Source organism: Burkholderia sp. WP42 (genome assembly GCF_000745665.1).
Lineage (GTDB): Bacteria > Pseudomonadota > Gammaproteobacteria > Burkholderiales > Burkholderiaceae > Burkholderia > Burkholderia vietnamiensis.
Genome location: NZ_JQJT01000003.1, coordinates 461,986 through 482,238 on the forward strand (window position 1 = coordinate 461,986; position 20,253 = coordinate 482,238).

Below are 20,253 nucleotides of genomic sequence, written 5' to 3' on the forward strand. Positions count from 1 at the left end.
GCAGCATGGACGGACCGGTCGCACCACGGCCCCGAGGGCACAAAAAAAGCCCGGCGAACCGGGCGATGTGCGTGTTGCGGTAAAGGTTATTGCGGCGGCAGTTCGATCTGGTCGACCGACGGCTGGAGCTTGATCGGGTCGTGCGCATGGGTCTGCAGACGCTCCATGTGCTTGACGACCTGGCGATCCAGCTTGTCGATCAGCAGATCGATCGCTGCGTACAGGTTGCCGTTCGCGCTTTCGACGAAGATGTCCTTGCCCTTCAGGTGCAGGTTGATTTCCGCGCGCTGCTGCTTGTCCTTTTCCTTGTGGTTGTCGACCGAGAGGATCACAGTGCCATCGATGACCTGATCGCTATGGCGTAGCACCCGGTCCAGCTTGGTGATCACGTATTCGCGAATTGCAGGCGTGACTTCGAGATGATGTCCACTGATCTTCAGGTTCATAGTGCTTCTCCAAGCGAGTGACCACCCGGCCGCATCGAGGCGGCGCTCCGGTCGACTTGCCCTGCCGCACATGGCGGCGTAATCGCGGACAGGTCGCCCGGCCTGTTCCCCGTATGCGCGGTGGCCGGAACACGCCTGCCGCCGGGCAGGCAGCAGGCTTAAAGAGATTTGCGCAGATTCACTGCCGGGATCCTGAGGGCTTCGCGATACTTCGCGACCGTGCGGCGCGCGACCACGAATCCCTGTTCTGCCAGCAGCTCGGCAATGCGGCTGTCCGAAAGTGGCGACTTTGGGTCTTCAGCTCCTATCAGTTGCTTGATCAGGGCTCGGATGGCGGTCGACGATGCGGCGCCTCCGGTGTCGGTCGAAACGTGCGATCCGAAGAAGTACTTGAACTCCAGCGTCCCGAACGGGGTCAGCATGTACTTACCGGTTGTCACACGGCTGACAGTCGACTCGTGTAGGCCCAGCGTATCAGCTATTTCCCGCAAAACCAAGGGGCGCATGGCAATTTCGCCGTGCGCAAAGAAGTTCTTCTGACGTTCGACAATAGCCTGCGCGACACGCAGGATCGTGTCGAATCGCTGCTGGATATTCTTGATCAGCCAGCGTGCTTCCTGCAGCTGTTGCTTCAACGATCCGGTCGACGGATCGCCGCGGCTGTTGCGCAGAATGTTCGCGTACAGGTTGTTGATCCGCAGGCGCGGCATCACCTCCGGATTGAGCTCCGCGAGCCAGCCCTGGCCGGCCTTCTTCACGATGATGTCGGGTACCACGTAGTCGGCCTCGGCCTTGCCGTAGGCTGCGCCCGGGAACGGCTCCAGCGAGCGGATCAGCGCGTGCGCGTCGCGCAGCGCGTCGTCGCTCGTCTTCAGTTGCTTGCGCAGCCGCGTGAAGTCGCGCGCGGCGAGCAGCTCGAGATGCTGCGAGACGATTTCCAGCGCGAGCGTGCGGGTCGGGGACGGATCGAGCCGCAGCAGTTGCAGCTTCAGGCATTCGGACGCCGAGCGCGCGCCGACGCCAGCTGGATCGAAGCTGTGCAGCAGCGCGAGCGCCGCATTCAGCTCGTCGCAGTCGACTTCCAGTTCGGGCGGCAGGTCGGCCAGCACTTCGTCGAGCGACGCGGTCAGATAGCCGTCGTCGTCGAGCGATTCGATCAGGAACATCACGAGCGCGCGATCGCGCGGGCTGGCCTGCGTGACGCGCAGCTGCGCGGACAGATGCTCGCGCAGCGACGTGGCGGCTTCCTGGACCTGCAGCGGCGGGAGATCGTCGTCGTCCGACGCGCCGCTCGAGCGGCCGAATTCGTCGAGATTCCATTGCGGGCCGTCGCTCGCGTCGCCCGAGCCATAGCCGTCGTATTCGTCGGTGGCGGCCGGCTCGTCGCGTTCGGCGCGCTCGCTCGACTGGCCGCTGCCGTTCATGCTGCCGGACTCGCCGTTCGGGGCGGGCGGCGTCTGCGCGATCAGCGATCCGTCGGCTGCGACGCGCAGCGGGCTCGCGATCCATTCGTCGTCGCTTTCCAGCAGCGGATTCTGCGCGACGGCCATCGCGACTTCCTGCTGCAGCTCGAGCGTCGACAGCTGCAAAAGCCGAATCGACTGCTGCAGCTGCGGCGTCAACGCAAGGTGTTGCGACAGGCGGAGTTGGAGGCTGGCTTTCATGGCGAGGAGGGAGTCATACCGGCAGTTTGCCACGACCCAGCCGCGTTGAGCCATCCGCGATTACGCGCGGCGCGGCGTCAGGCCGCGGCAGGGCCGCTGAGCGGGCACGCGGGCGCGGCCCCGCGCGGCATCGCCGGGCGGGGGCGGCCAGCCATGGGGAAGTTACATCCGGAAGTGTTCGCCGAGGTAGACGCGGCGCACGCTCTCGTTCTCGATGATTTCGCTCGGCGCGCCGGCGGCGAGCACCGAACCGTCGCTGATGATGTAGGCGTGATCGCAGATGCCGAGCGTTTCACGCACGTTGTGATCGGTGATCAACACGCCGATGTTGCGTTGCTTCAGGAACTTGACGATCTTCTGGATCTCGAGCACCGCGATCGGGTCGACGCCCGCGAACGGTTCGTCGAGCAGGATGAAGTTCGGGTTGGTCGCGAGCGCGCGTGCGATCTCCACGCGACGGCGTTCGCCGCCCGACAGCGACAGCGCGGGATTGTCGCGCAGGTGGCCAATCTGCAGCTCGTCGAGCAGCGCCTCCGTGCGCGCCGCGATGGCGTCCTTCGACAGGCGCTTGCCGTCTTCGCCGTGCTGCAGCTCGAGCACCGCGCGGATGTTTTCCTCGACGGTCAGCTTGCGGAACACCGACGCTTCCTGCGGCAGATACGACAGGCCGAGCGACGCGCGCTTGTGGATCGGCAGCAGGCTGATCGAGCTGCCGTTCAGCGAGATCTCGCCCGCATCGAGCGGCACGAGGCCGACGATCATGTAGAACGACGTCGTCTTGCCCGCGCCGTTCGGGCCGAGCAGGCCGACCACCTCGCCGCTCTTCACGTCGAGCGACACGTCCTTGACGACGGTGCGCGATCCGTAGCGCTTCTTCAGGTTGCGCACCACGAGCGAGCTCGTGGTGCCGGCCGGCTGGCGATTCGGAAGCGCGTTCATTGGGCGGGCGCTCCCTGGATCGTGGTCGACGGCGACAGCTTCGCCGGCGCGCCGTTCAGGGGACCGGGGCCGCCGTTCTTCGGCGACAGCATCGCGCGCACGCGGCCGTTCGGGTTGCCCGGCGCGGCGACGTCCTTGCCGCCCTTCGCGGTGTAGAAGTCGCGCTGGCCGTCGTACGTGATCACGCTGCCGTGCACGGTGTCCGCGATCGTCGACGTGCCCTGCAGGCGGCGCACGGTGGCGGCCGTCGTCAGCGTGGTCAGGTCCTGCTTGCCGTCGTAGTCGATGCGCTCGGCGTCGCCGTCGATGTATTCGTCGAGGCCTTCGCGCTTCTGGCGGAACGTCGCGTGCTTCTTGCCGCTGCCGAACGACGTCGCGTACTGATAGCCTTCCGGGTCCTGCCGCACTTCGACGCGGTCGCCGGTGATCTTGATCGTGCCCTTCGTGATCACGACGTTGCCGGTCGCGACGGTCACCTGCTTCAGGTCGTCATAGGTCAGGTTGTCGGCCTCGACGTTGATCGGCTTGTTCTGGTCGGCCTTCTCGGCATGGGCGAGCGGCGCCAGCCCGACGAGCGGGAGCGCCACGAGCGTCGCGACGAGCGCGGCGCGGACGGCGCGCGCAGCGCCGCCGGAATTCTGTCGAGGGAACGGTTCGTTCATGCAGTCACGTGAGGGATGCGTCACCTGGGTTGACCTTTCGAGCCGCCGGACGTGTCCGTGGCGGCGATCGTGCCGCGCACGTTGCCGTAAAGCTCGATGACCCGGGTGACGTTGTTGTACTTCATGCCGTCGGTCGCGTTGACGAGCGACAGGCCGCGCTGAAGTTTAACCGGCTTTTCGGTCTGGATCACATCGTCGTTGACCAAGATCCGGAAATGCTGCGAATCGGCCTGCATCTGCGGATCGCCGCCGCCGGCCACGCGCAGGATGCGCGCGTCGTCGTACAAGTCGACGATCGACACGTCGCCGTTGACCGTGCCGCGCTTCGCGGTGGTCGTGACGACCGGCTTGCCGGGCTGGAACGCGCGCATCGCCGGATCGGTCAGGTCGCTGTCGTCGGTGTCTTCGTAGTGGACCAGCTTCGCGGCCGTCAGCCGGTACTGGGTCGTGCCGGTCTGGTCGAGCTCGGTGACCGAGAAGTTGTCGGCGAAATAGTCGGGCGTATGGCGCTTCGGTTGCGCGGCGCCTTCGCCGGGCGGCGGCAGCGTCGCCTGCAGCAGCCACCACGTGATGCCCGCGAGCGCGGCCACCGCGACGAGCGGCAGCAGCTGGGTCCAGCGAAATTGCGGATTCATCGGTCAGACTCCGCACGCGGCGGCGAGCAGCGCATCGTAGCGGCGCTGCGCGCGCAGGATCGCGTCGCACACTTCGCGCACCGCGCCGTGACCGCCGCGGGCCTCGGCCACCCAGTGTGCGCGCGCGATCACCTCGGGGTGCGCATTGGCCGGCGCGGTCGCGAAGCCGCAGCGCAGCATCACGGGCAGGTCGGGCCAGTCGTCGCCCATGTAGCCGCATGCGTCGGCGCCGATGCCGAGCGAGCCGGCCAGATCGGCGAACACGGCGAGCTTGTCCTCGACGCCCTGGAACAGGTGCGCGATCTTCATTTCCTTCGCGCGCGCCGCGACGATCTCCGAACGGCGTCCGGTGATGATCGCGGTCGCGATGCCGGCTTCGCCGAGCAGCTTCACGCCATGGCCGTCGAGCGAATTGAACGACTTCATCGCGTCGCCGGCCGCGGTAAACAGCAGGCCGCCGTCGGTCAGTACGCCGTCGACGTCGAAAATCATCAGCTTCACGCGGCTCGCGCGTTCGGCCGCAGTCAGCGCTGCGCTCATCAGATCACCTTCTTCGAAAACAGGTCGTGCATGTTCAGCGCGCCGATCAGCATGCCGTTTGCATCGACCACCAGCATCTGGTTGATCCGGTGGCGCTCCATCAGTTCCACGGCTTCGACCGCGAGTTGGTCCGGGCCGATCGTGCGCGGCGCGCGCGTCATCACGTCGACGATCGGCAGCGTGCGGAAGTCGCCGTCGCGCGCGAGCACGCGGCGCAGGTCGCCGTCGGTGAAGATGCCGGCGACGCGGCCGTCGGGATCGACCACGGCCGTCATGCCCAGGCGCTTTTCGGTGATCTGGAACAGCGCGTCCGACAGCGTCGCGTCGAGCCCGACGCGCGGCACGTCGGCACCGCTGCGCATCACGTCGCGCACGTGCGTGAGCAGACGGCGGCCGAGCGCGCCGCCCGGATGCGAGCGCGCGAAGTCCTCGGAGCCGAAGCCGCGCGCATCGAGCACCGCGACGGCGAGCGCGTCGCCGAGCGCGAGCGCGGCCGTCGTGCTCGCGGTGGGCGCGAGGTTCAGCGGGCAGGCTTCCTTCGACACGGCGGCGTTCAGGTGCACGTCGGCGAGCTTGCCGAGGCTCGATTCGGCGCGGCCCGTGATCGCGATCAGCTTCGCGCCGATCCGCTTGACGAGCGGCAGGATCGCCACGAGCTCTTCCGATTCGCCGGAATACGAAATGCCGATGAAGACGTCGTCGGCGGTCACCATCCCGAGGTCGCCATGACTCGCTTCCGCCGGATGGACGAAGAATGCAGGCGTACCGGTGCTGGCCAGCGTGGCCGCGATCTTGCGGGCGATATGCCCTGATTTGCCGATGCCGGAGACCACCACGCGCCCGCGGCAGCCGAGCAGCAGTGCCACGGCCTGGACGAAGTCGCCGTCGAGCTGGTCGCGCAGCGCGCGCACGGCGTCCGCCTCGATGTCGAGCACGTCGCGGGCGAGCGCGAGCGCCCGATCATCATTGATTTTCGCTATCATGCGCGGAGTATAGCAAAGGCGTTTGTTCGCCGCGCCGCGCCTTCGGACTTGTCCGATGCCGCTTGCCTACCGCCACCACCCGCGCCCGCATTGCCGTGGCCCCGACGAACGAGGACGCTTCGCCTGTGATTTCCCCGCTCGAAATGACGCTGCTGCTGCTGCTGGCTTCGGTGGTGGGCGTCGTCGTATTTCGCTCGCTGAACCTGCCGCCGATGCTCGGCTATCTGACCGTCGGCATTCTGGTCGGCCCGCACGCGTTCGGCGTCGCCGCGGACCTCGAGCGCGCCGAGCATCTTGCCGAATTCGGCGTCGTGTTCCTGATGTTTTCGATCGGCCTCGAGTTCTCGCTCGCGAAGCTGCGGGCGATGCAGCGGCTCGTGTTCGGGCTCGGGCTGCTGCAGGTGGTCGCGACGCTCGTGCTGGCGGTCGTGCTCGGCGCGCTGTTCGAGCGCTGGGTGCACATCGCGTGGCAGGGCAGCGTCGCGCTCGGCGGCGCGCTCGCGATGTCGTCGACGGCGATCGTCTCGAAGATGCTCGCCGAGCGGCTCGAGATCGAGACCGCGCACGGGCGCAACATCTTCGGCGTGCTGCTGTTCCAGGATCTCGCGGTGGTGCCGCTGCTGATCGTCATCGCGGCGTTCGGCGCCGAGTCGTCGAAAGATCTCGCGATCACGCTCGGCTTCGCGGCGGTCAAGATCGTGATCGCGCTCGCCCTGCTGCTGATCGTCGGGCAGCGCTTCATGACGCGCTGGCTGAACGTCGTCGCGCGGCGCCGCTCGCAGGAGCTGTTCGTGCTGAACCTGCTGCTCGTCACGCTGGGCGCCGCGTTCATCACCGACCGCTTCGGTCTGTCGCTCGCGCTCGGCGCGTTCATCGCCGGGATGCTGATCGCCGAGACGCCGTTCCGCCATCAGGTCGAAGAAGACATCAAGCCGTTTCGCGACGTGCTGCTCGGGCTGTTCTTCGTGACGACCGGGATGCTGCTCGATCCGCGCGTGATCTGGGAGCACCCGTTGCTCGTGCTCGGCTTCTTCGTCGGGCAGATCCTGTTCAAGGCGACGACGATCGCGGGGCTCGCGCGGCTGTTCGGCGCGACGCCGGGCGTCGCGATGCGCACCGGCATCGGCCTTGCGCAAGCCGGCGAGTTCGGCTTCGTGCTGCTGAACCTGATCCTCGACCGGCACCTGGTCGATGCGACGCTGCTGCAGGCGATCCTCGCGTCGATGCTGCTGTCGATGCTCGCCGCGCCGTTCCTGATCCAGAACGCCGACCGGATCGTGATGCGGCTGTCGTCGACCGAATGGATGCAGCAGTCGCTGCAGATGACGCGGATCGCGACGCAAAGCCTCAAGCAGCGCGGCCACGTGATCATCTGCGGCTACGGCCGCGCGGGGCAGAACCTCGCGCGCATGCTCGAGCAGGAAGGCATTCCGTACGTCGCGCTCGACCTCGATCCCGATCGCGTGAGCGCCGCGGCGACGGCCGGCGAATCGGTCGTGTTCGGCGACGCGGCGCGCCGCGAGTCGCTGCTCGCGGCCGGCATCCATCGCGCGGCGGCCGTCGCGATCACGTATGCGAACACGCCGTCGGCGCTGCGCGTGCTGCACCACGTGCACGAGCTGGCGCCGACGCTGCCGGCGATCGTGCGCACCGTCGACGACGCCGATCTCGAGAAGCTGCTCGCGGCCGGCGCGACCGAGGTGATTCCGGAGATCGTCGAGGGCAGCCTGATGCTCGCGTCGCACACGCTGGTGCTGGTGGGCGTGCCGATGCGCAAGGTCGTGCGGCGCGTCGAGGAGATGCGCGACGAGCGCTACAGCCTGCTGCGCGGCTATTTCCACGGCGCGGACGATGCCGACGACGACGATCACGAGCAGGTGCGGCTACAATCGGTGCCGGTCGACGCGCGCGCCGACGCGGTCGGGCGCTCGCTGGAGGAGCTCGGGCTGTACGTGCTCGGGATCGAAGTCACGGCGATTCGCCGGCACGGCATTCGCGGCGTCGAGCCCGATCCGCAGACCAAGCTGCGCGCGAGCGACATCGTCGTGCTGCGCGGGCTGCCCGAGGCGCTCGCGATTGCCGAGGAGCGGCTGTCGCGGCTGCGGCGCGAGCCGCCGGCCGCGGTAGCCTGAAGCCTCGAAGCCTCGAAGCCTCGAAGCCTCGAAGGGCGACCCAACAACCTGACCCGCATTAATTCGAAACGGTGCGCGATCGTCGCGCACCGTTTTTTTCGGAGAGTTTCATGCCGCATTCGTCGTCGGGCGCGCCGCTCGATCCGGTCGCCTTCATCCACAGTCAGATCCGCACGGTGCCCGACTGGCCGCAGCCGGGCGTGATGTTCCGCGACATCACGACGCTGCTGCAGAGCCCGAAGGCGCTGCGCATCCTCGTCGACCTGTTCGTCGAGCGCTATGTCGATGCGAAGCTCGACTACGTCGCGGGCCTCGACGCGCGCGGCTTCATCATCGCGCCGATCGTCGCTTATGAGCTGAGCGTCGGCTTCGTGCCGATCCGCAAGGTCGGCAAGCTGCCGTACAAGACGTGCTCGGAATCGTACGACCTCGAATACGGCAGCGCGACGGTCGAGATCCACGAGGACGCGTGCCGCCCCGGCGACCGCGTGATCATCATGGACGACCTGATCGCGACCGGCGGCACGATGATGGCGGGACGCAACCTGCTGCAGCGGCTCGGCGCGGTCGTCGTCGAAGGCGCGGCGATCATCGACCTGCCGGACCTCGGCGGCTCGACGCTGCTGCGCAACGCAGGGCTGCCGATCTACACCGTCACCGAATTCGCCGGCCACTGAACCATCGAGCGCCGGCTCACGCCGCGAGGTCACGATGCCCAACTTCATGCTGTTTCTCGCCACGTCGATCGCGATCACCTTCGCGCCCGGCCCCGACAACCTGCAGGTGCTCGCGCGCGGCATCTCGCAGGGCCGCGCGGCCGGCTTCGTCGCCGCGCTCGGCTTCACGGCCGGGATCCTGTTCCATACGACGCTCGCGGCGCTCGGCGTCGCGGCCGTGCTGCGCTCGTCGCCGGTCGCGTTCCAGATCCTGAAGCTCGCGGGCGCCGCGTATCTCGTGTGGATCGGCATCAAGGCGCTGCGCAGCCAGGGGCTCGCGAACGCGCATGCGCGCCCGCCGCAGCCGCTCGGCGCGATCTTCCGGCAGAGCGTGATCGGCAACCTGATGAACCCGAAAGTCACGCTGTTCTTCGTCGTGTTCCTGCCGCAGTTCGTCGATCCGCACGGCGCGCAGCCGGTGACGCTGCAGATGTTCGAGCTCGGCGCGCTGTTCATGCTGCAGACGGCCGCGATCTTCTCGCTGTTCGGCGTCGGCGCGGGCGCGATCGGCGCGTGGCTGAAGCGCCGCCCGAAGGCCGGCGTGTGGCTCGACCGGATCGCCGGCGCGACCTTCATCGCGATCGGCATCCGCGTGGCGCTGAAGGACTGACGCCGATGACGTTCCCCTGCATTGCGGCCGCGCGCCGCTTCGATCCGGCCGCGCACCTGCGCTTCGAGATCGCCGGCCGTCAGGTCGGCTGGGTGCGGCGCGCAGACGTCGCGAAGCTGGCCCGCTGGCCCGACGTGTTCGAGCTGAGCGACGCGCGCGTCGTGCTGTCGGCGCGCTACGACACGGTCGACGCACGCAGCATGGCGCTCGCGAGCGCGATCGGCGCACTGGCCGCGGAAGGCGCGATCCCCGGCTGGCGCGACGAGATCTATGCGATCCGCAACCGCTTCGACGATCCGCCGCTCGCCTATATCGAGCGCGCCGCCGCGCGCTTCTTCGGCACGCAGACTTATGCGGTGCACCTGAACGGCATCGTAGAATATGCGGCCGCGCCGGGCGCGCCGGCCGTGCCGCAGATGTGGCTCGGCCGCCGCAGCGCCACCAAGGCCACCGACCCGGGCATGCTCGACAACGTCGTCGCGGGCGGCATCGGCTGGGGGCTGGGCGTGCGCGAGACGCTCGCGAAAGAGTGCTGGGAAGAGGCCGGCATGCCGGCCGAACTGGCGGCGCGCGCGGTCGCGGGCCGTGCGGTGCAGGTGTTGTGCTCGCTGCCCGAAGGCACGCAATCCGAACTGATCTTCGTGTACGACCTGCCGCTGCCGCGCGACTTCGCGCCGCACAACCAGGACGGCGAGGTGGCCGAGCATCTGCTGGCCGGCGTTCCGGAAGTGCTCGGCTGGCTGCGCGAAGGCCGCGCGACGATGGATGCGAGCCTCGCGATGCTCGACACGCTGCTGCGCCACCGCTGGCTGGCAGCGGCCGACGCCGACGGCATGGATGCGCTGTTCGCGCCGCCCGCCTGAGCCTCAGCCGCGTGACCCGCGCGATGCCGTGGCGGGCGCGGCCGGCGTCGCAGCCGAACCCACGGCCCAATTGACGAATACCGAAACGAAGGGAGTAGCGGTCATGTCGACCGATCACAGCTTTATCTTGAAACTGTCGTGCCCCGACCGGCACGGCATCGTCCACGCGGTCTCGGGCTTCCTGTTCGAGCGCAGCAACAACATCCTCGATTCCGCGCAGTTCGGCGACAGCCGCAGCGGCGAGTTCTTCATGCGCGTGCACTTCGAGCAGGATGCCGACGGCGTGGATGCCACGGCCGCGCTCGACACGCTGCGCCGCGAATTCGCGCCGCTCGCCGAGCAGTTCGAGATGCGCTGGGAGCTGCACGACGCGGCGGTGAAGCCGCGCGTCGTGATCATGGTGTCGAAGATCGGCCATTGCCTGAACGATCTGCTGTTCCGCTATCGCACCGGCCAGCTGCCGATCGAGATTCCGGCGATCGTGTCGAACCACAAGGAGTTCTACCAGCTCGCCGCCAGCTACAACATCCCGTTCCATCACTTTCCGCTCGTCGGCGGATCGTCGGACGCGGCGAAGGCCGCGCAGGAAGCGCGCGTGCTGGAGGTGATCGACGAGCACCGCGCCGATCTCGTCGTGCTCGCGCGCTACATGCAGATCCTGTCGCCGAACATGTGCGAGCAGCTCGCCGGCCGCGCGATCAACATCCATCATTCGTTCCTGCCGAGCTTCAAGGGCGCCAAGCCGTATTACCAGGCGTTCGACCGCGGCGTGAAGCTGATCGGCGCGACCGCACACTACGTGACGACCGACCTCGACGAAGGCCCGATCATCGAGCAGGAAGTCGAGCGCGTCGACCACAGCATGACGCCCGACCAGCTGACTGCGATCGGCCGCGACGTCGAGTGCGTGACGCTCGCGCGCGCGGTGAAGTGGCACGTCGAGCACCGGATCGTGCTGAACGGGACCAAGACCGTCGTGTTCCGCTGAGCGACGCATCGCGCCGGCCGCTTGCAGGCGCGCCAGCAAAAACGCCGCGCTCGGTCACGAGCGCGGCGTTTTTTTCGCAGGCCGGGCGGCGGCGCGCGGCGTCAGATCAGCCGCAGCATGTACAGCTCGCGCTTCACGTACGCGTAGAAGATCGGCGCGGCGATCACGCCCGGCAGCCCGAACGCGGCCTCCATGATCAGCATCGCGAGCAGCAGCTCCCATGCGCGCGATTCGATCTGGCCGCCGATGATCTTCGCGTTCAGGAAGTATTCGAGCTTGTGGATCACGATCAGGAACGCGAGCGACGCGATCGCGGTGCCCATGCTCACCGACAGCGACACGGCGACGATCAGCGTGTTCGAGACGAGGTTGCCGATCACCGGCAGCAGCCCGACGATGAACGTGACGAGCACGAGCGTCTTCGACAGCGGCAGCCGCTGCTGGAAGATCGGCAGCGCGACGAGCAGGTAGATGCCGGTGAACGCCGCGTTGATCGCCGAGATCTTGATCTGCGCGAACACGATCCGGCGGAACGATTCGGCGAAGCGCGACACGCGCGTGACGAGCGCCGTCGACAGCGGCCGGCGTACCTTGCCATGTTCGACGCCGATCGCGATCATCGCGCCGATGACCATCCCGAACAGCACGTGGCCGAAGCCGCGCGCGACGCTCTTGCCGCCTTGCTGGAGCTGGTCCATGTGCGAGTGCATCAGCAGCGCGGCCTTCGCCTTCATCTGCTCGACGTCGACCGGCAGCAGGTTGGCGATCCACGCCGGCGTGCGCGCGCGCGTCTGCTCGACGATCTGCATCAGCTGGCCGAGCAGGCTCTGCAGGTTCGGCACCGTGTGCTCGAAGTGCTGGATGATGCCGATCGTCAGGCCGGTGAGGCCGCCGACGATCGCGATCGACAGCAGCACGACGGCGACCCAGCGCGCGCGCATGCTGGTCGTATGCCGTTCGATCGCAGGCGCGATCGTGTGGATCAGCTGGTAGACCAGCAGGCCGGCCAGCAGCCCGCCGAGCAGCTTCAGCTCGATCACGGCCACCATCGCGACCAGCGCGAACAGGTAGCTGCCGATCTCGATCGCCGACAGCTTCGGCAGGCTGAAGTCGCTCGTCAGCCGCACGCTGCGCAGGTGCGGCTCGCGGTTCTGCGCGTCGCGCGACTCTTGTTGCTTCTCCATCATGGATTCCTGTCGTTCGTGTGGCGTGCCGCGCGGTGGGCGGCAGGACCGCGGTTGCCGCGCGCCGCACCGGATTGGTGCGGAGGGCGAACCTTACGACCGTAAAGTATAGCTGCCATTATGGTCCGCCACGGGACGGTTTGGCTCGTGGTGTAAACGCAGAAGGGAAAACCGCAGAAGGGAAAACGCGCAGGGCGCCCGGCGTGCGGGCCGCCGAGGGCGCGCGGCCGGGCGGCCGCGCGCGGGAACGGAACGTGTCAGCCGGCCGCCGTTTTGCGGGTCGGCCGCTTGAGCAGCGGCGCGAGATACTTGCCGGTGAAGCTGGCCTTGGTCTTCGCGACCTGCTCGGGCGTGCCCTGGGCAATGATCTGGCCGCCGCCCGCGCCGCCTTCCGGACCGAGGTCGATCACCCAGTCGGCCGTCTTGATCACGTCGAGGTTGTGCTCGATGATCACGACCGTGTTGCCCTGGTCGCGCAGCCGGTGGATCACCTCGAGCAGCAGCGCGATGTCGTGGAAGTGCAGGCCGGTCGTCGGCTCGTCGAGGATGTACAGCGTGCGGCCCGTGTCGCGCTTGGACAGCTCCAGCGACAGCTTCACGCGCTGCGCCTCGCCGCCCGACAGCGTCGTGGCCGACTGGCCGAGGCGGATGTAGCCGAGGCCGACGTCGAGCAGCGTCTTCAGCTTGCGCGCGATCACCGGCACCGCGCTGAAGAACTCGTACGCGTGCTCGACGGTCATGTCGAGCACTTCGCTGATGTTCTTGCCCTTGTACTGCACCTCGAGCGTCTCGCGGTTGTAGCGCTTGCCGTGGCACACGTCGCACGGCACGTAGACGTCCGGCAGGAAGTGCATCTCGACCTTCAGCACGCCGTCGCCCTGGCACGACTCGCAGCGGCCGCCCTTCACGTTGAACGAGAAGCGGCCGGGATCGTAGCCGCGCTCCTTGGCGGTCGGCACGCCCGAGAACAGCTCGCGGATCGGCGTGAACAGGCCCGTGTAGGTGGCCGGGTTCGAGCGCGGCGTGCGGCCGATCGGCGACTGGTCGACGTTGATCACCTTGTCGAAATGCTCGAGGCCCTCGATCGCCTCGTACGGCGCCGGCTCGGCCGACGAGCCGTACAGATGGCGCGCGACCGCGTGATACAGCGTGTCGTTGATCAGCGTCGACTTGCCGGAACCGGACACGCCGGTGATGCAGGTCAGCAGCCCGATCGGCAGCTCGAGATCGACGTGCTTCAGGTTGTTGCCGTGCGCGTCGGCGATGCGCAGCATCCGCTCGGGATCGGGCGCGATCCGCTCGTCCGGATACTCGATCGTGCGCTTGCCGACCAGATACTGGCCGGTCAGCGACTGCGGGTTCGCCTGCACCTGCTTCGGCGTGCCTTCGGCCACGATCACGCCGCCGTGCTCGCCGGCGCCCGGCCCCATGTCGACGACGTAATCGGCGGTGCGGATCATGTCCTCGTCGTGCTCGACGACGATCACCGAGTTGCCGAGGTCGCGCAGGTGCTTGAGCGTCGCGATCAGCCGGTCGTTGTCGCGCTGATGCAGCCCGATCGACGGCTCGTCGAGCACGTACATCACGCCGGTCAGGCCCGAGCCGATCTGCGACGCGAGCCGGATGCGCTGCGCTTCGCCGCCGGACAGCGTTTCGGCGCTGCGCTCGAGCGACAGGTAGTCGAGGCCGACGTTGTTCAGGAAGGTCAGGCGCGCGACGATTTCCTTGATCACCTTGTCGGCGATCTCGCGCTTCGCGCCCTCGAGCGTCAGGCCGTCGAAATAGCCGAGCGCGTCGCGCAGCGGCCAGCCGCTGATCTCGTAGATGCCGCGCGCGTAGTCGCCGGTGCCGACCCGCACGTGGCGCGCCTCGCGGCGCAGCCGCGTGCCGTCGCACGACGGGCACGGCTGGTTGTTCTGGTACTTCGCGAGCTCCTCGCGCACCGCGGCCGAATCGGTCTCGCGGTAGCGCCGCTCGAGGTTCGGGATGATCCCTTCGAACACGTGCTCGCGGATCGTCGTGCGGCCGCGCTCGTTGATGTACGAGAACGGGATGGTCTGCTTGCCCGAGCCGTACAGCAGCACCTTGCGGATCTTCTCGGGGAGATCTTCGAACGCGGCGTCGATGTCGAATTCGTAGAACGCCGCGAGGCTCTGCAGCATCTGGAAGTAGAACTGGTTGCGGCGGTCCCAGCCCTTCACCGCGCCGGCGGCGAGCGACAGCGACGGGTGCGCGACGACGCGCTTCGGATCGAAGAACGTGATCTGGCCGAGGCCGTCGCATTCCGGGCACGCGCCCATCGGGTTGTTGAACGAGAACAGGCGCGGCTCGAGCTCCTGCAGCGAGTACGAGCAGATCGGGCACGCGAACTTCGAGCTGAACAGGTGTTCGCGCTCGGTGTCCATCTCGAGCGCGATGGCGCGGCCGTCGGCGAGGCGCAGCGCCGTTTCGAACGATTCGGCGAGGCGCTGCTTCATGTCCGGGCGCACCTTCAGGCGGTCGACGACCACGTCGATCGTGTGCTTGTCGTTCTTTTTCAGCTTCGGCAGCGAGTCGACCTCGTAGATCTTCGCGACGCCTTCGTTCGCCGTGCCGCCGCCCGAGCGCACGCGAAAGCGCACGAAGCCCTGCGCCTGCATGTCCTCGAACAGCTCGGCGTGCTCGCCCTTGCGGTCCGCGACGACCGGCGCGAGGATCATCAGCTTGGTTTCCTCGGGCAGCGCGAGCGCGGCGTCGACCATCTGCGACACGCTCTGGGCCTCCAGCGGGATGTCGTGGTCGGGGCAGTACGGCGTGCCGACCCGTGCGAACAAAAGTCGCAGGTAGTCGTGGATTTCGGTGACCGTGCCGACGGTCGAACGCGGGTTGTGGGACGTCGCCTTCTGTTCGATCGAGATCGCGGGCGACAGGCCTTCGATCAGGTCGACGTCGGGTTTCTCCATCAGCTGCAGGAACTGGCGGGCATACGCGGACAGGCTTTCGACGTAGCGGCGCTGGCCCTCGGCATAAAGGGTGTCGAACGCGAGCGACGACTTGCCCGACCCCGACAACCCGGTAATCACGACCAGCTTGTGGCGCGGCAGGTCGAGATTGACGTTTTTCAGGTTGTGGGTGCGTGCCCCACGGATACGGATCTGTTCCATGAACCTGGCCAAATGGAGGGAACCAAACCTGCTACTATAACGGCTTTTCGAGGCCGTCGTTGGGGGTCCCAGCCTTTGCAGCAGCCGGTCGACGCGCTGCCCGCGCGGGTGAAAGCGGCCTTGCCGCACGGCTGCGCGGCGTCCTGCAAGGTGCGCCGGAAAGCTTCCCGAAAGCGCCTGCCCGGCTTGGCCGGGGCGCTGGCCCTGATCTTTCGCCGCCCGCCGCCGGGCGGACATTCCGATCATTCGAAATTCATTCCCGATGTCCAATCCGTCCGCCACGTCTTCCCGCATGACTGCGCCCGAACTGCGCGCGACCGCGTCGCTCGCGGCGATCTTCGCGCTGCGCATGCTCGGCCTGTTCATGATCATGCCGGTGTTCTCGGTCTATGCGAAAACCATCCCGGGCGGCGACAACGTGCTGCTCGTCGGGCTCGCGCTCGGCGCCTACGGCGTCACGCAGTCGCTGCTGTACATCTTCTACGGATGGGCGTCGGACAAGTTCGGCCGCAAGCCCGTGATCGCGACCGGCCTGCTGATCTTCGCGCTCGGCAGCTTCGTCGCCGCGTTCGCGCACGACATCACGTGGATCATCGTCGGCCGGGTGATCCAGGGGATGGGCGCGGTGTCGTCCGCGGTGCTGGCGTTCATCGCCGACCTGACCTCCGAGCAGAACCGCACGAAGGCGATGGCGATGGTCGGCGGCTCGATCGGCGTGTCGTTCGCCGTCGCGATCGTCGGCGCGCCGATCGTGTTCCACTGGGTCGGCATGAGCGGGCTCTTCACGATCGTCGGCGTGCTGTCGATCGTCGCGATCGGCGTCGTGCTGTGGATCGTGCCCGACGCGGCGCGGCCCGTGCACGTGCCGGCGCCGTTCGGCGAGGTGCTGCACAACGGCGAACTGCTGCGGCTGAACTTCGGCGTGCTGGTGCTGCACGCGACGCAGACCGCGCTGTTCCTGGTCGTGCCGCGCCTCCTGGTGGACGGCGGGCTGCCGGTCGCGTCGCACTGGAAGGTGTACCTGCCGGTGATGGGGCTCGCCTTCGTGATGATGGTCCCGGCGATCATCGTCGCGGAGAAGCGCGGCAAGATGAAGCCGGTGCTGCTCGGCGGCATCCTCGCTATCCTGATCGGCCAATTGTTGCTCGGCAGCGCACCGCATACCATTCTGATCGTGGCCGCGATCCTCTTCGTGTACTTCCTGGGTTTCAACATCCTCGAAGCGTCGCAGCCGTCGCTCGTGTCGAAGCTCGCGCCCGGTTCGCGCAAGGGCGCGGCCACGGGCGTCTACAACACCACGCAATCGATCGGGCTCGCGCTCGGCGGCATCGCGGGCGGCTGGCTGCTGAAGCACGGCGGCGCGAACACCGTCTTCTATGCGTGTTCGGGGCTCGTGGCGGCGTGGCTTATAATCGCGGCCAGCATGAAAGCCCCGCCGCGCAAGGCCTGAACCCTCTTTTCGGGCACGCACGGACGGCGCTCGGCGGCTTGCTCGGCGGGCCGCTCGGAGCACCTTCGCGAGCGGTCCGGCATCGAATTTATTGGAGAAACACATGGCATCCGTCAACAAGGTCATCCTCGTCGGCAATCTCGGCGCCGATCCTGAAGTCCGTTACCTGCCGAGCGGCGACGCGGTTGCGAACATCCGTCTCGCGACGACCGATCGCTACAAGGACAAGGCGAGCGGCGACTTCAAGGAAATGACCGAGTGGCACCGCGTCGCGTTCTTCGGCCGGCTCGCCGAGATCGTCAGCGAATACCTGAAGAAGGGTTCGTCGGTCTACATCGAGGGTCGTATCCGCACGCGCAAGTGGCAGGGCCAGGATGGCCAGGATCGCTACTCGACCGAAATCGTCGCCGACCAGATGCAGATGCTCGGCGGCCGCGGCGGTGCGGGCGGCGGCGGTGGCGGCGGTGACGAAGGCGGTTACGGCGGCGGCTACGGTGGTGGCGGCGGCAGCCGCGGCGGCGAGCAGGCGGAACGCGGCAGCCGTGCCGGCGGCGCATCGCGCGGCGGTGCGGGCGGTGCAGGTGGCGGCCAGAGCCGTCCGAGCGCGCCGGCAGGCGGCGGCTTCGACGAGATGGACGACGATATTCCGTTCTAAAGCGGACCGACGGCATCGCGTACCCGAAGGGGGCCCGGCGGCCCGAGTCGAGCGAATCGCTCGGCGCGGACCGCCGGGCCCTTTGCCGTATACGTGCCGCGCGCCCGACACGCCGCGGATGCCGCCCGCAATCGTGCGCAATCGCGCGCATCTGATCGATGTCACGCGGCCGCCATGATTGACCGGCTAAGCTCGTCTCTTCGACGTTCGATCGAAGGAGACGCAATGCGGCGGGTCGTATTCAACCAGAAGGGCGGCGTGGGCAAATCGACGATCGTCTGCAACCTGGCGGCGATCAGCGCCAGCGAAGGGCTGCGCACGCTCGTGATCGACCTCGACGCGCAGGCGAACTCCACGCACTATCTGCTCGGCGATCGCGCGGCCGATGCGCGGCCCGGCGCCGCCGAGTTCTTCGAGACGGCGCTGACGTTCAACTTCCGGCCGATCGACGTCGCCTCGTTCATTCATCCGACGCCATTCGACGGGCTCGACGTGATGCCCGCGCACGCGGACCTCGACACGCTGCACGGCAAGCTCGAGTCGCGCTACAAGATCTACAAGCTGCGCGACGCGCTGAACGAGCTGGACGGCTACGACGCCGTCTACATCGACACGCCGCCCGCGCTGAACTTCTACTCGCGCTCGGCGCTGATCGCGGTCGAGCGCTGCCTGATTCCGTTCGACTGCGACGACTTCTCGCGCCGCGCGCTGTACACGCTGCTCGAGAACGTGAAGGAAATCCAGCAGGACCACAACGCGGCGCTCGAGGTCGAAGGCATCGTCATCAACCAGTTCCAGCCGCGCGCAAGCCTGCCGCAGCAGCTGGTCGACGAACTCGTCGGCGAAGGGCTGCCGGTGCTCGCGTCGCGGCTGTCGGCGTCGGTGAAGATTCGCGAGTCGCACCAGCAGTCCAAGCCCGTGATTCATCTCGAGCCGGCGCACAAGCTCGCGCAGGAGTTTCGCGCACTGCACCGCGAGTTGGCCGGGTGAATCTGCGCCGGCAATAATCGGAATCATCCGATCATTTAAATGCGTATTAGTAATCCCGGCAACGGTTTCAGAATAAATCGAAAAAACGATTACATGATAAATGATCGCATTCGAATGCGATCATTTTTTTAATATCGGGAATAATGACGGGGTAAATGTTGCATCTCGTCATGGTGCGGCATACCGTAAAAAGGTAAAAGCGATCGTCGGCGTTGCGGTGCAACGCCGTCATGCAAGCCTGCAGGCCGCCTTGCAGCGCCGGTCATTTCGAGGCATAAGGGTTTTCACCTATCATTAATGCCATTTAATTGACAATTAAACGTTCTAGAATGGCCACCTCAACTTCTCGAGCTCAATGGAGTTGCGGGTTGTCAGTAAGGAAGCGGGCGGTCGATCTGCCTTCCATTTTCCGTTACGTCGTCTCTCGCATTGCCAACAGGAGCGTGCCCGATGTCCGTATTTGCCCCCGAAAAATTCGCCGCCGATTATCAGTCCGGTATCGCAACCTGGTTTGCGCTCGCGCGTCCGGCGATCAGCGGCTTCGAGGCCGTCGTCGAACTCAATCTGCAAGCGGCCCGGACGGCGCTCGCGGAGTACGAGGACAAGTTGAAGAACGCGTTCAACGCGAGCAACCCGGCGGCTGGTTTCGCGCAGCAGGTCGCCGCGCCGCAGGAAGCGGCCGGCAAGGCAGTCGCGTACGGTCGCCATCTGTTCGACATCGCGGTGTCGACGCAGGCCGAGTGGGCCAAAGTCGCTCAGGCGCAGTATGAGGAGACCGACAAGCGCGTGAAGGACGTGGTCGGCGAGCTGACCAAGCACGCACCGGCCGGTTCGGGCGCCGTGGTGGCCGCGCTGAATTCGGCGCTGTCCGCGGCGACGGCCGCGGCCGACTCGATGCGCGCGGCAACCGGGCAGGCGATCGAGGCCGCGCAAAGCGGTTTCGACGCGGTCAGCGACACGGCCGCGCGCGGCGCGAAGCAGACGGCCGCAGCCGCCCGCAAGGACGCCGCGTCGCGCGAATCGGCCGCGTGATCGCGGGTCGCGCGACACGAACACGATCGCTTGATCGCCACGGGAGCCTCGTGCCGGCCGTCGCGTGTGCTGCGCGGCGGCCGGCGCATGGCCGGCTTATGGCGCGATGTCCGGGAACGGGCCGAGCGCGCGGAAGTGCCGCGTATCGCTTTCGCGGTGTGCGACGCATCCGCTCTGACGGTCGCGCTGCGCGTCCGCACGCGCGGCCGCGCGGCGCCGAGGCGCGGCAGTCTGCGCGCCTCCCGCCCACCGCCGCGCATCCCCTATCGACCCATTGATTTCAACGCAGGAACAGAACATGACGGACGTAGTGATCGTATCGGCCGCGCGGACCGCGGTCGGCAAATTCGGTGGTTCGCTCGCGAAGGTTGCGGCACCGGAGTTGGGCGCGACGGTGATTCGCGCGGTGCTGGAGCGCGCAGGCGTGCAGCCCGATCAAGTGAGCGAAGTGATCATGGGCCAGGTGCTGGCGGCGGGCTCGGGGCAGAACCCGGCGCGTCAGTCGCTGATCAAGGCCGGGCTGCCGACGGCGGTGCCGGGCATGACGATCAACAAGGTGTGCGGCTCGGGCCTGAAGGCGGTGATGCTGGCGGCGAACGCGATCGCGGCGGGCGACGCGGA

At 67.3% G+C, this 20,253-nt stretch carries 19 protein-coding genes and 1 pseudogene; 11 read left to right on the forward strand and 9 right to left on the reverse strand.

Annotated elements, in window-relative coordinates; all coding sequences use genetic code 11:
* Window positions 1-86 precede the first annotated feature (86 nt).
* From hpf to kdsD, 7 genes are all read right to left on the reverse strand, one after another.
* Window positions 87-446, reverse strand: a complete 360-nt coding sequence (gene hpf / locus EX20_RS02135; RefSeq protein WP_011886057.1) for a ribosome hibernation-promoting factor, HPF/YfiA family — start codon at window positions 444-446, stop codon at window positions 87-89.
* Between the two features lie 158 nt (window positions 447-604).
* Window positions 605-2,110 (reverse strand): RNA polymerase factor sigma-54, encoded by a 1,506-nt coding sequence (locus EX20_RS02140; protein ID WP_034192567.1) that lies wholly within the window; start codon window positions 2,108-2,110, stop codon window positions 605-607.
* Window positions 2,111-2,272: 162 nt separating this feature from the next.
* Window positions 2,273-3,049: an LPS export ABC transporter ATP-binding protein gene (gene lptB, locus EX20_RS02145; RefSeq protein WP_011886055.1), complete on the reverse strand. Its 777-nt coding sequence runs from the start codon at window positions 3,047-3,049 to the stop codon at window positions 2,273-2,275.
* Window positions 3,046-3,711, reverse strand: a complete 666-nt coding sequence (gene lptA, locus EX20_RS02150; protein WP_011886054.1) for a lipopolysaccharide transport periplasmic protein LptA — start codon at window positions 3,709-3,711, stop codon at window positions 3,046-3,048. The genes lptB and lptA overlap by 4 nt, the downstream gene beginning before the upstream one ends.
* 20 nt (window positions 3,712-3,731) lie before the next feature.
* The gene (lptC, locus tag EX20_RS02155) at window positions 3,732-4,346 is read right to left on the reverse strand and encodes an LPS export ABC transporter periplasmic protein LptC (protein ID WP_011886053.1); all 615 of its coding nucleotides are present in this window, start codon (window positions 4,344-4,346) and stop codon (window positions 3,732-3,734) included.
* A gap of 3 nt (window positions 4,347-4,349) precedes the next feature.
* Entirely contained in the window at window positions 4,350-4,886 is a 537-nt protein-coding gene (locus tag EX20_RS02160) for a KdsC family phosphatase (protein ID WP_011886052.1), read from the reverse strand.
* The gene (gene kdsD / locus EX20_RS02165; RefSeq protein ID WP_014723665.1) at window positions 4,886-5,869 is read right to left on the reverse strand and encodes an arabinose 5-phosphate isomerase KdsD; all 984 of its coding nucleotides are present in this window, start codon (window positions 5,867-5,869) and stop codon (window positions 4,886-4,888) included. Before kdsD ends, EX20_RS02160 begins: the two co-directional genes overlap by 1 nt.
* Window positions 5,870-5,994: 125 nt before the next feature.
* Here kdsD and EX20_RS02170 point away from each other — a divergent pair, with 125 nt between their 5' ends.
* The 5 genes from EX20_RS02170 to purU all read left to right on the forward strand — a co-directional run bounded on the left by EX20_RS02170 (window position 5,995) and on the right by purU (window position 11,178).
* Entirely contained in the window at window positions 5,995-8,001 is a 2,007-nt protein-coding gene (locus tag EX20_RS02170) for a monovalent cation:proton antiporter family protein (RefSeq protein WP_011886050.1), read from the forward strand.
* A gap of 110 nt (window positions 8,002-8,111) precedes the next feature.
* Window positions 8,112-8,678, forward strand: a complete 567-nt coding sequence (locus EX20_RS02175) for an adenine phosphoribosyltransferase (protein ID WP_011886049.1) — start codon at window positions 8,112-8,114, stop codon at window positions 8,676-8,678.
* A 34-nt stretch (window positions 8,679-8,712) separates the two neighbouring features.
* Entirely contained in the window at window positions 8,713-9,327 is a 615-nt protein-coding gene (locus EX20_RS02180; protein WP_011886048.1) for a LysE family translocator, read from the forward strand.
* A 5-nt stretch (window positions 9,328-9,332) separates the two neighbouring features.
* On the forward strand, window positions 9,333-10,190 hold the full coding sequence (locus EX20_RS02185; protein WP_011886047.1) for an NUDIX hydrolase: 858 nt from the start codon (window positions 9,333-9,335) through the stop codon (window positions 10,188-10,190).
* Window positions 10,191-10,293: 103 nt separating this feature from the next.
* Window positions 10,294-11,178 (forward strand): formyltetrahydrofolate deformylase, encoded by an 885-nt coding sequence (gene purU, locus EX20_RS02190; RefSeq protein WP_011886046.1) that lies wholly within the window; start codon window positions 10,294-10,296, stop codon window positions 11,176-11,178.
* A 101-nt stretch (window positions 11,179-11,279) separates the two neighbouring features.
* On the opposite strand, the gene EX20_RS02195 is transcribed toward purU, so the two are convergent.
* Both EX20_RS02195 and uvrA read right to left on the reverse strand, forming a co-directional pair.
* Window positions 11,280-12,362, reverse strand: a complete 1,083-nt coding sequence (locus tag EX20_RS02195) for an AI-2E family transporter (protein WP_014723662.1) — start codon at window positions 12,360-12,362, stop codon at window positions 11,280-11,282.
* Between the two features lie 257 nt (window positions 12,363-12,619).
* Window positions 12,620-15,505 carry an excinuclease ABC subunit UvrA gene (gene uvrA, locus EX20_RS02200; RefSeq protein ID WP_011886044.1) on the reverse strand — a complete coding sequence of 962 codons (2,886 nt, stop codon included), beginning with the start codon at window positions 15,503-15,505 and terminating at the stop codon, window positions 12,620-12,622.
* Window positions 15,506-15,767: 262 nt separating this feature from the next.
* On the opposite strand from uvrA, the gene EX20_RS02205 reads away from it, so the two are divergent.
* From EX20_RS02205 to EX20_RS02225, 6 genes and pseudogenes are all read left to right on the forward strand, one after another.
* A complete protein-coding gene (locus EX20_RS02205; protein WP_014723660.1) occupies window positions 15,768-16,955 on the forward strand; it encodes an MFS transporter in 1,188 nt (395 codons plus the stop codon).
* Window positions 16,956-17,058: 103 nt separating this feature from the next.
* A complete protein-coding gene (locus EX20_RS02210) occupies window positions 17,059-17,610 on the forward strand; it encodes a single-stranded DNA-binding protein (protein WP_011886042.1) in 552 nt (183 codons plus the stop codon).
* 225 nt (window positions 17,611-17,835) lie between these two features.
* Entirely contained in the window at window positions 17,836-18,600 is a 765-nt protein-coding gene (locus EX20_RS02215; RefSeq protein ID WP_011886041.1) for a ParA family protein, read from the forward strand.
* Window positions 18,601-18,700: 100 nt separating this feature from the next.
* Window positions 18,701-18,898, forward strand: a complete 198-nt coding sequence (locus tag EX20_RS31680) for a hypothetical protein (RefSeq protein ID WP_131929064.1) — start codon at window positions 18,701-18,703, stop codon at window positions 18,896-18,898.
* Between the two features lie 152 nt (window positions 18,899-19,050).
* The gene (gene phaP, locus EX20_RS02220; RefSeq protein WP_034192568.1) at window positions 19,051-19,632 is read left to right on the forward strand and encodes a TIGR01841 family phasin; all 582 of its coding nucleotides are present in this window, start codon (window positions 19,051-19,053) and stop codon (window positions 19,630-19,632) included.
* A 298-nt stretch (window positions 19,633-19,930) separates the two neighbouring features.
* A pseudogene (locus tag EX20_RS02225) lies at window positions 19,931-20,253 on the forward strand (acetyl-CoA C-acetyltransferase); the annotation flags it as partial.

What these genes read in the sequence shown, in the direction of transcription:
- EX20_RS02185 (WP_011886047.1), top strand. Translation starts at nt 9,333, where the DNA reads ATGACGTTCCCCTGCATTGCGGCCGCGCGCCGCTTCGATCCGGCCGCG.
- phaP (WP_034192568.1), top strand. Translation starts at nt 19,051, where the DNA reads ATGTCCGTATTTGCCCCCGAAAAATTCGCCGCCGATTATCAGTCCGGT.
- kdsD (WP_014723665.1), bottom strand. Translation starts at nt 5,869, where the DNA reads ATGATAGCGAAAATCAATGATGATCGGGCGCTCGCGCTCGCCCGCGAC.
- purU (WP_011886046.1), top strand. Translation starts at nt 10,294, where the DNA reads ATGTCGACCGATCACAGCTTTATCTTGAAACTGTCGTGCCCCGACCGG.
- EX20_RS02180 (WP_011886048.1), top strand. Translation starts at nt 8,713, where the DNA reads ATGCCCAACTTCATGCTGTTTCTCGCCACGTCGATCGCGATCACCTTC.
- EX20_RS02205 (WP_014723660.1), top strand. Translation starts at nt 15,768, where the DNA reads ATGTCCAATCCGTCCGCCACGTCTTCCCGCATGACTGCGCCCGAACTG.
- lptB (WP_011886055.1), bottom strand. Translation starts at nt 3,049, where the DNA reads ATGAACGCGCTTCCGAATCGCCAGCCGGCCGGCACCACGAGCTCGCTC.
- EX20_RS02160 (WP_011886052.1), bottom strand. Translation starts at nt 4,886, where the DNA reads ATGAGCGCAGCGCTGACTGCGGCCGAACGCGCGAGCCGCGTGAAGCTG.
- hpf (WP_011886057.1), bottom strand. Translation starts at nt 446, where the DNA reads ATGAACCTGAAGATCAGTGGACATCATCTCGAAGTCACGCCTGCAATT.
- EX20_RS02175 (WP_011886049.1), top strand. Translation starts at nt 8,112, where the DNA reads ATGCCGCATTCGTCGTCGGGCGCGCCGCTCGATCCGGTCGCCTTCATC.
- EX20_RS02215 (WP_011886041.1), top strand. Translation starts at nt 17,836, where the DNA reads ATGCGGCGGGTCGTATTCAACCAGAAGGGCGGCGTGGGCAAATCGACG.
- uvrA (WP_011886044.1), bottom strand. Translation starts at nt 15,505, where the DNA reads ATGGAACAGATCCGTATCCGTGGGGCACGCACCCACAACCTGAAAAAC.
- lptA (WP_011886054.1), bottom strand. Translation starts at nt 3,711, where the DNA reads ATGAACGAACCGTTCCCTCGACAGAATTCCGGCGGCGCTGCGCGCGCC.
- EX20_RS02210 (WP_011886042.1), top strand. Translation starts at nt 17,059, where the DNA reads ATGGCATCCGTCAACAAGGTCATCCTCGTCGGCAATCTCGGCGCCGAT.
- EX20_RS02195 (WP_014723662.1), bottom strand. Translation starts at nt 12,362, where the DNA reads ATGGAGAAGCAACAAGAGTCGCGCGACGCGCAGAACCGCGAGCCGCAC.
- EX20_RS02140 (WP_034192567.1), bottom strand. Translation starts at nt 2,110, where the DNA reads ATGAAAGCCAGCCTCCAACTCCGCCTGTCGCAACACCTTGCGTTGACG.
- EX20_RS31680 (WP_131929064.1), top strand. Translation starts at nt 18,701, where the DNA reads ATGATCGCATTCGAATGCGATCATTTTTTTAATATCGGGAATAATGAC.
- lptC (WP_011886053.1), bottom strand. Translation starts at nt 4,346, where the DNA reads ATGAATCCGCAATTTCGCTGGACCCAGCTGCTGCCGCTCGTCGCGGTG.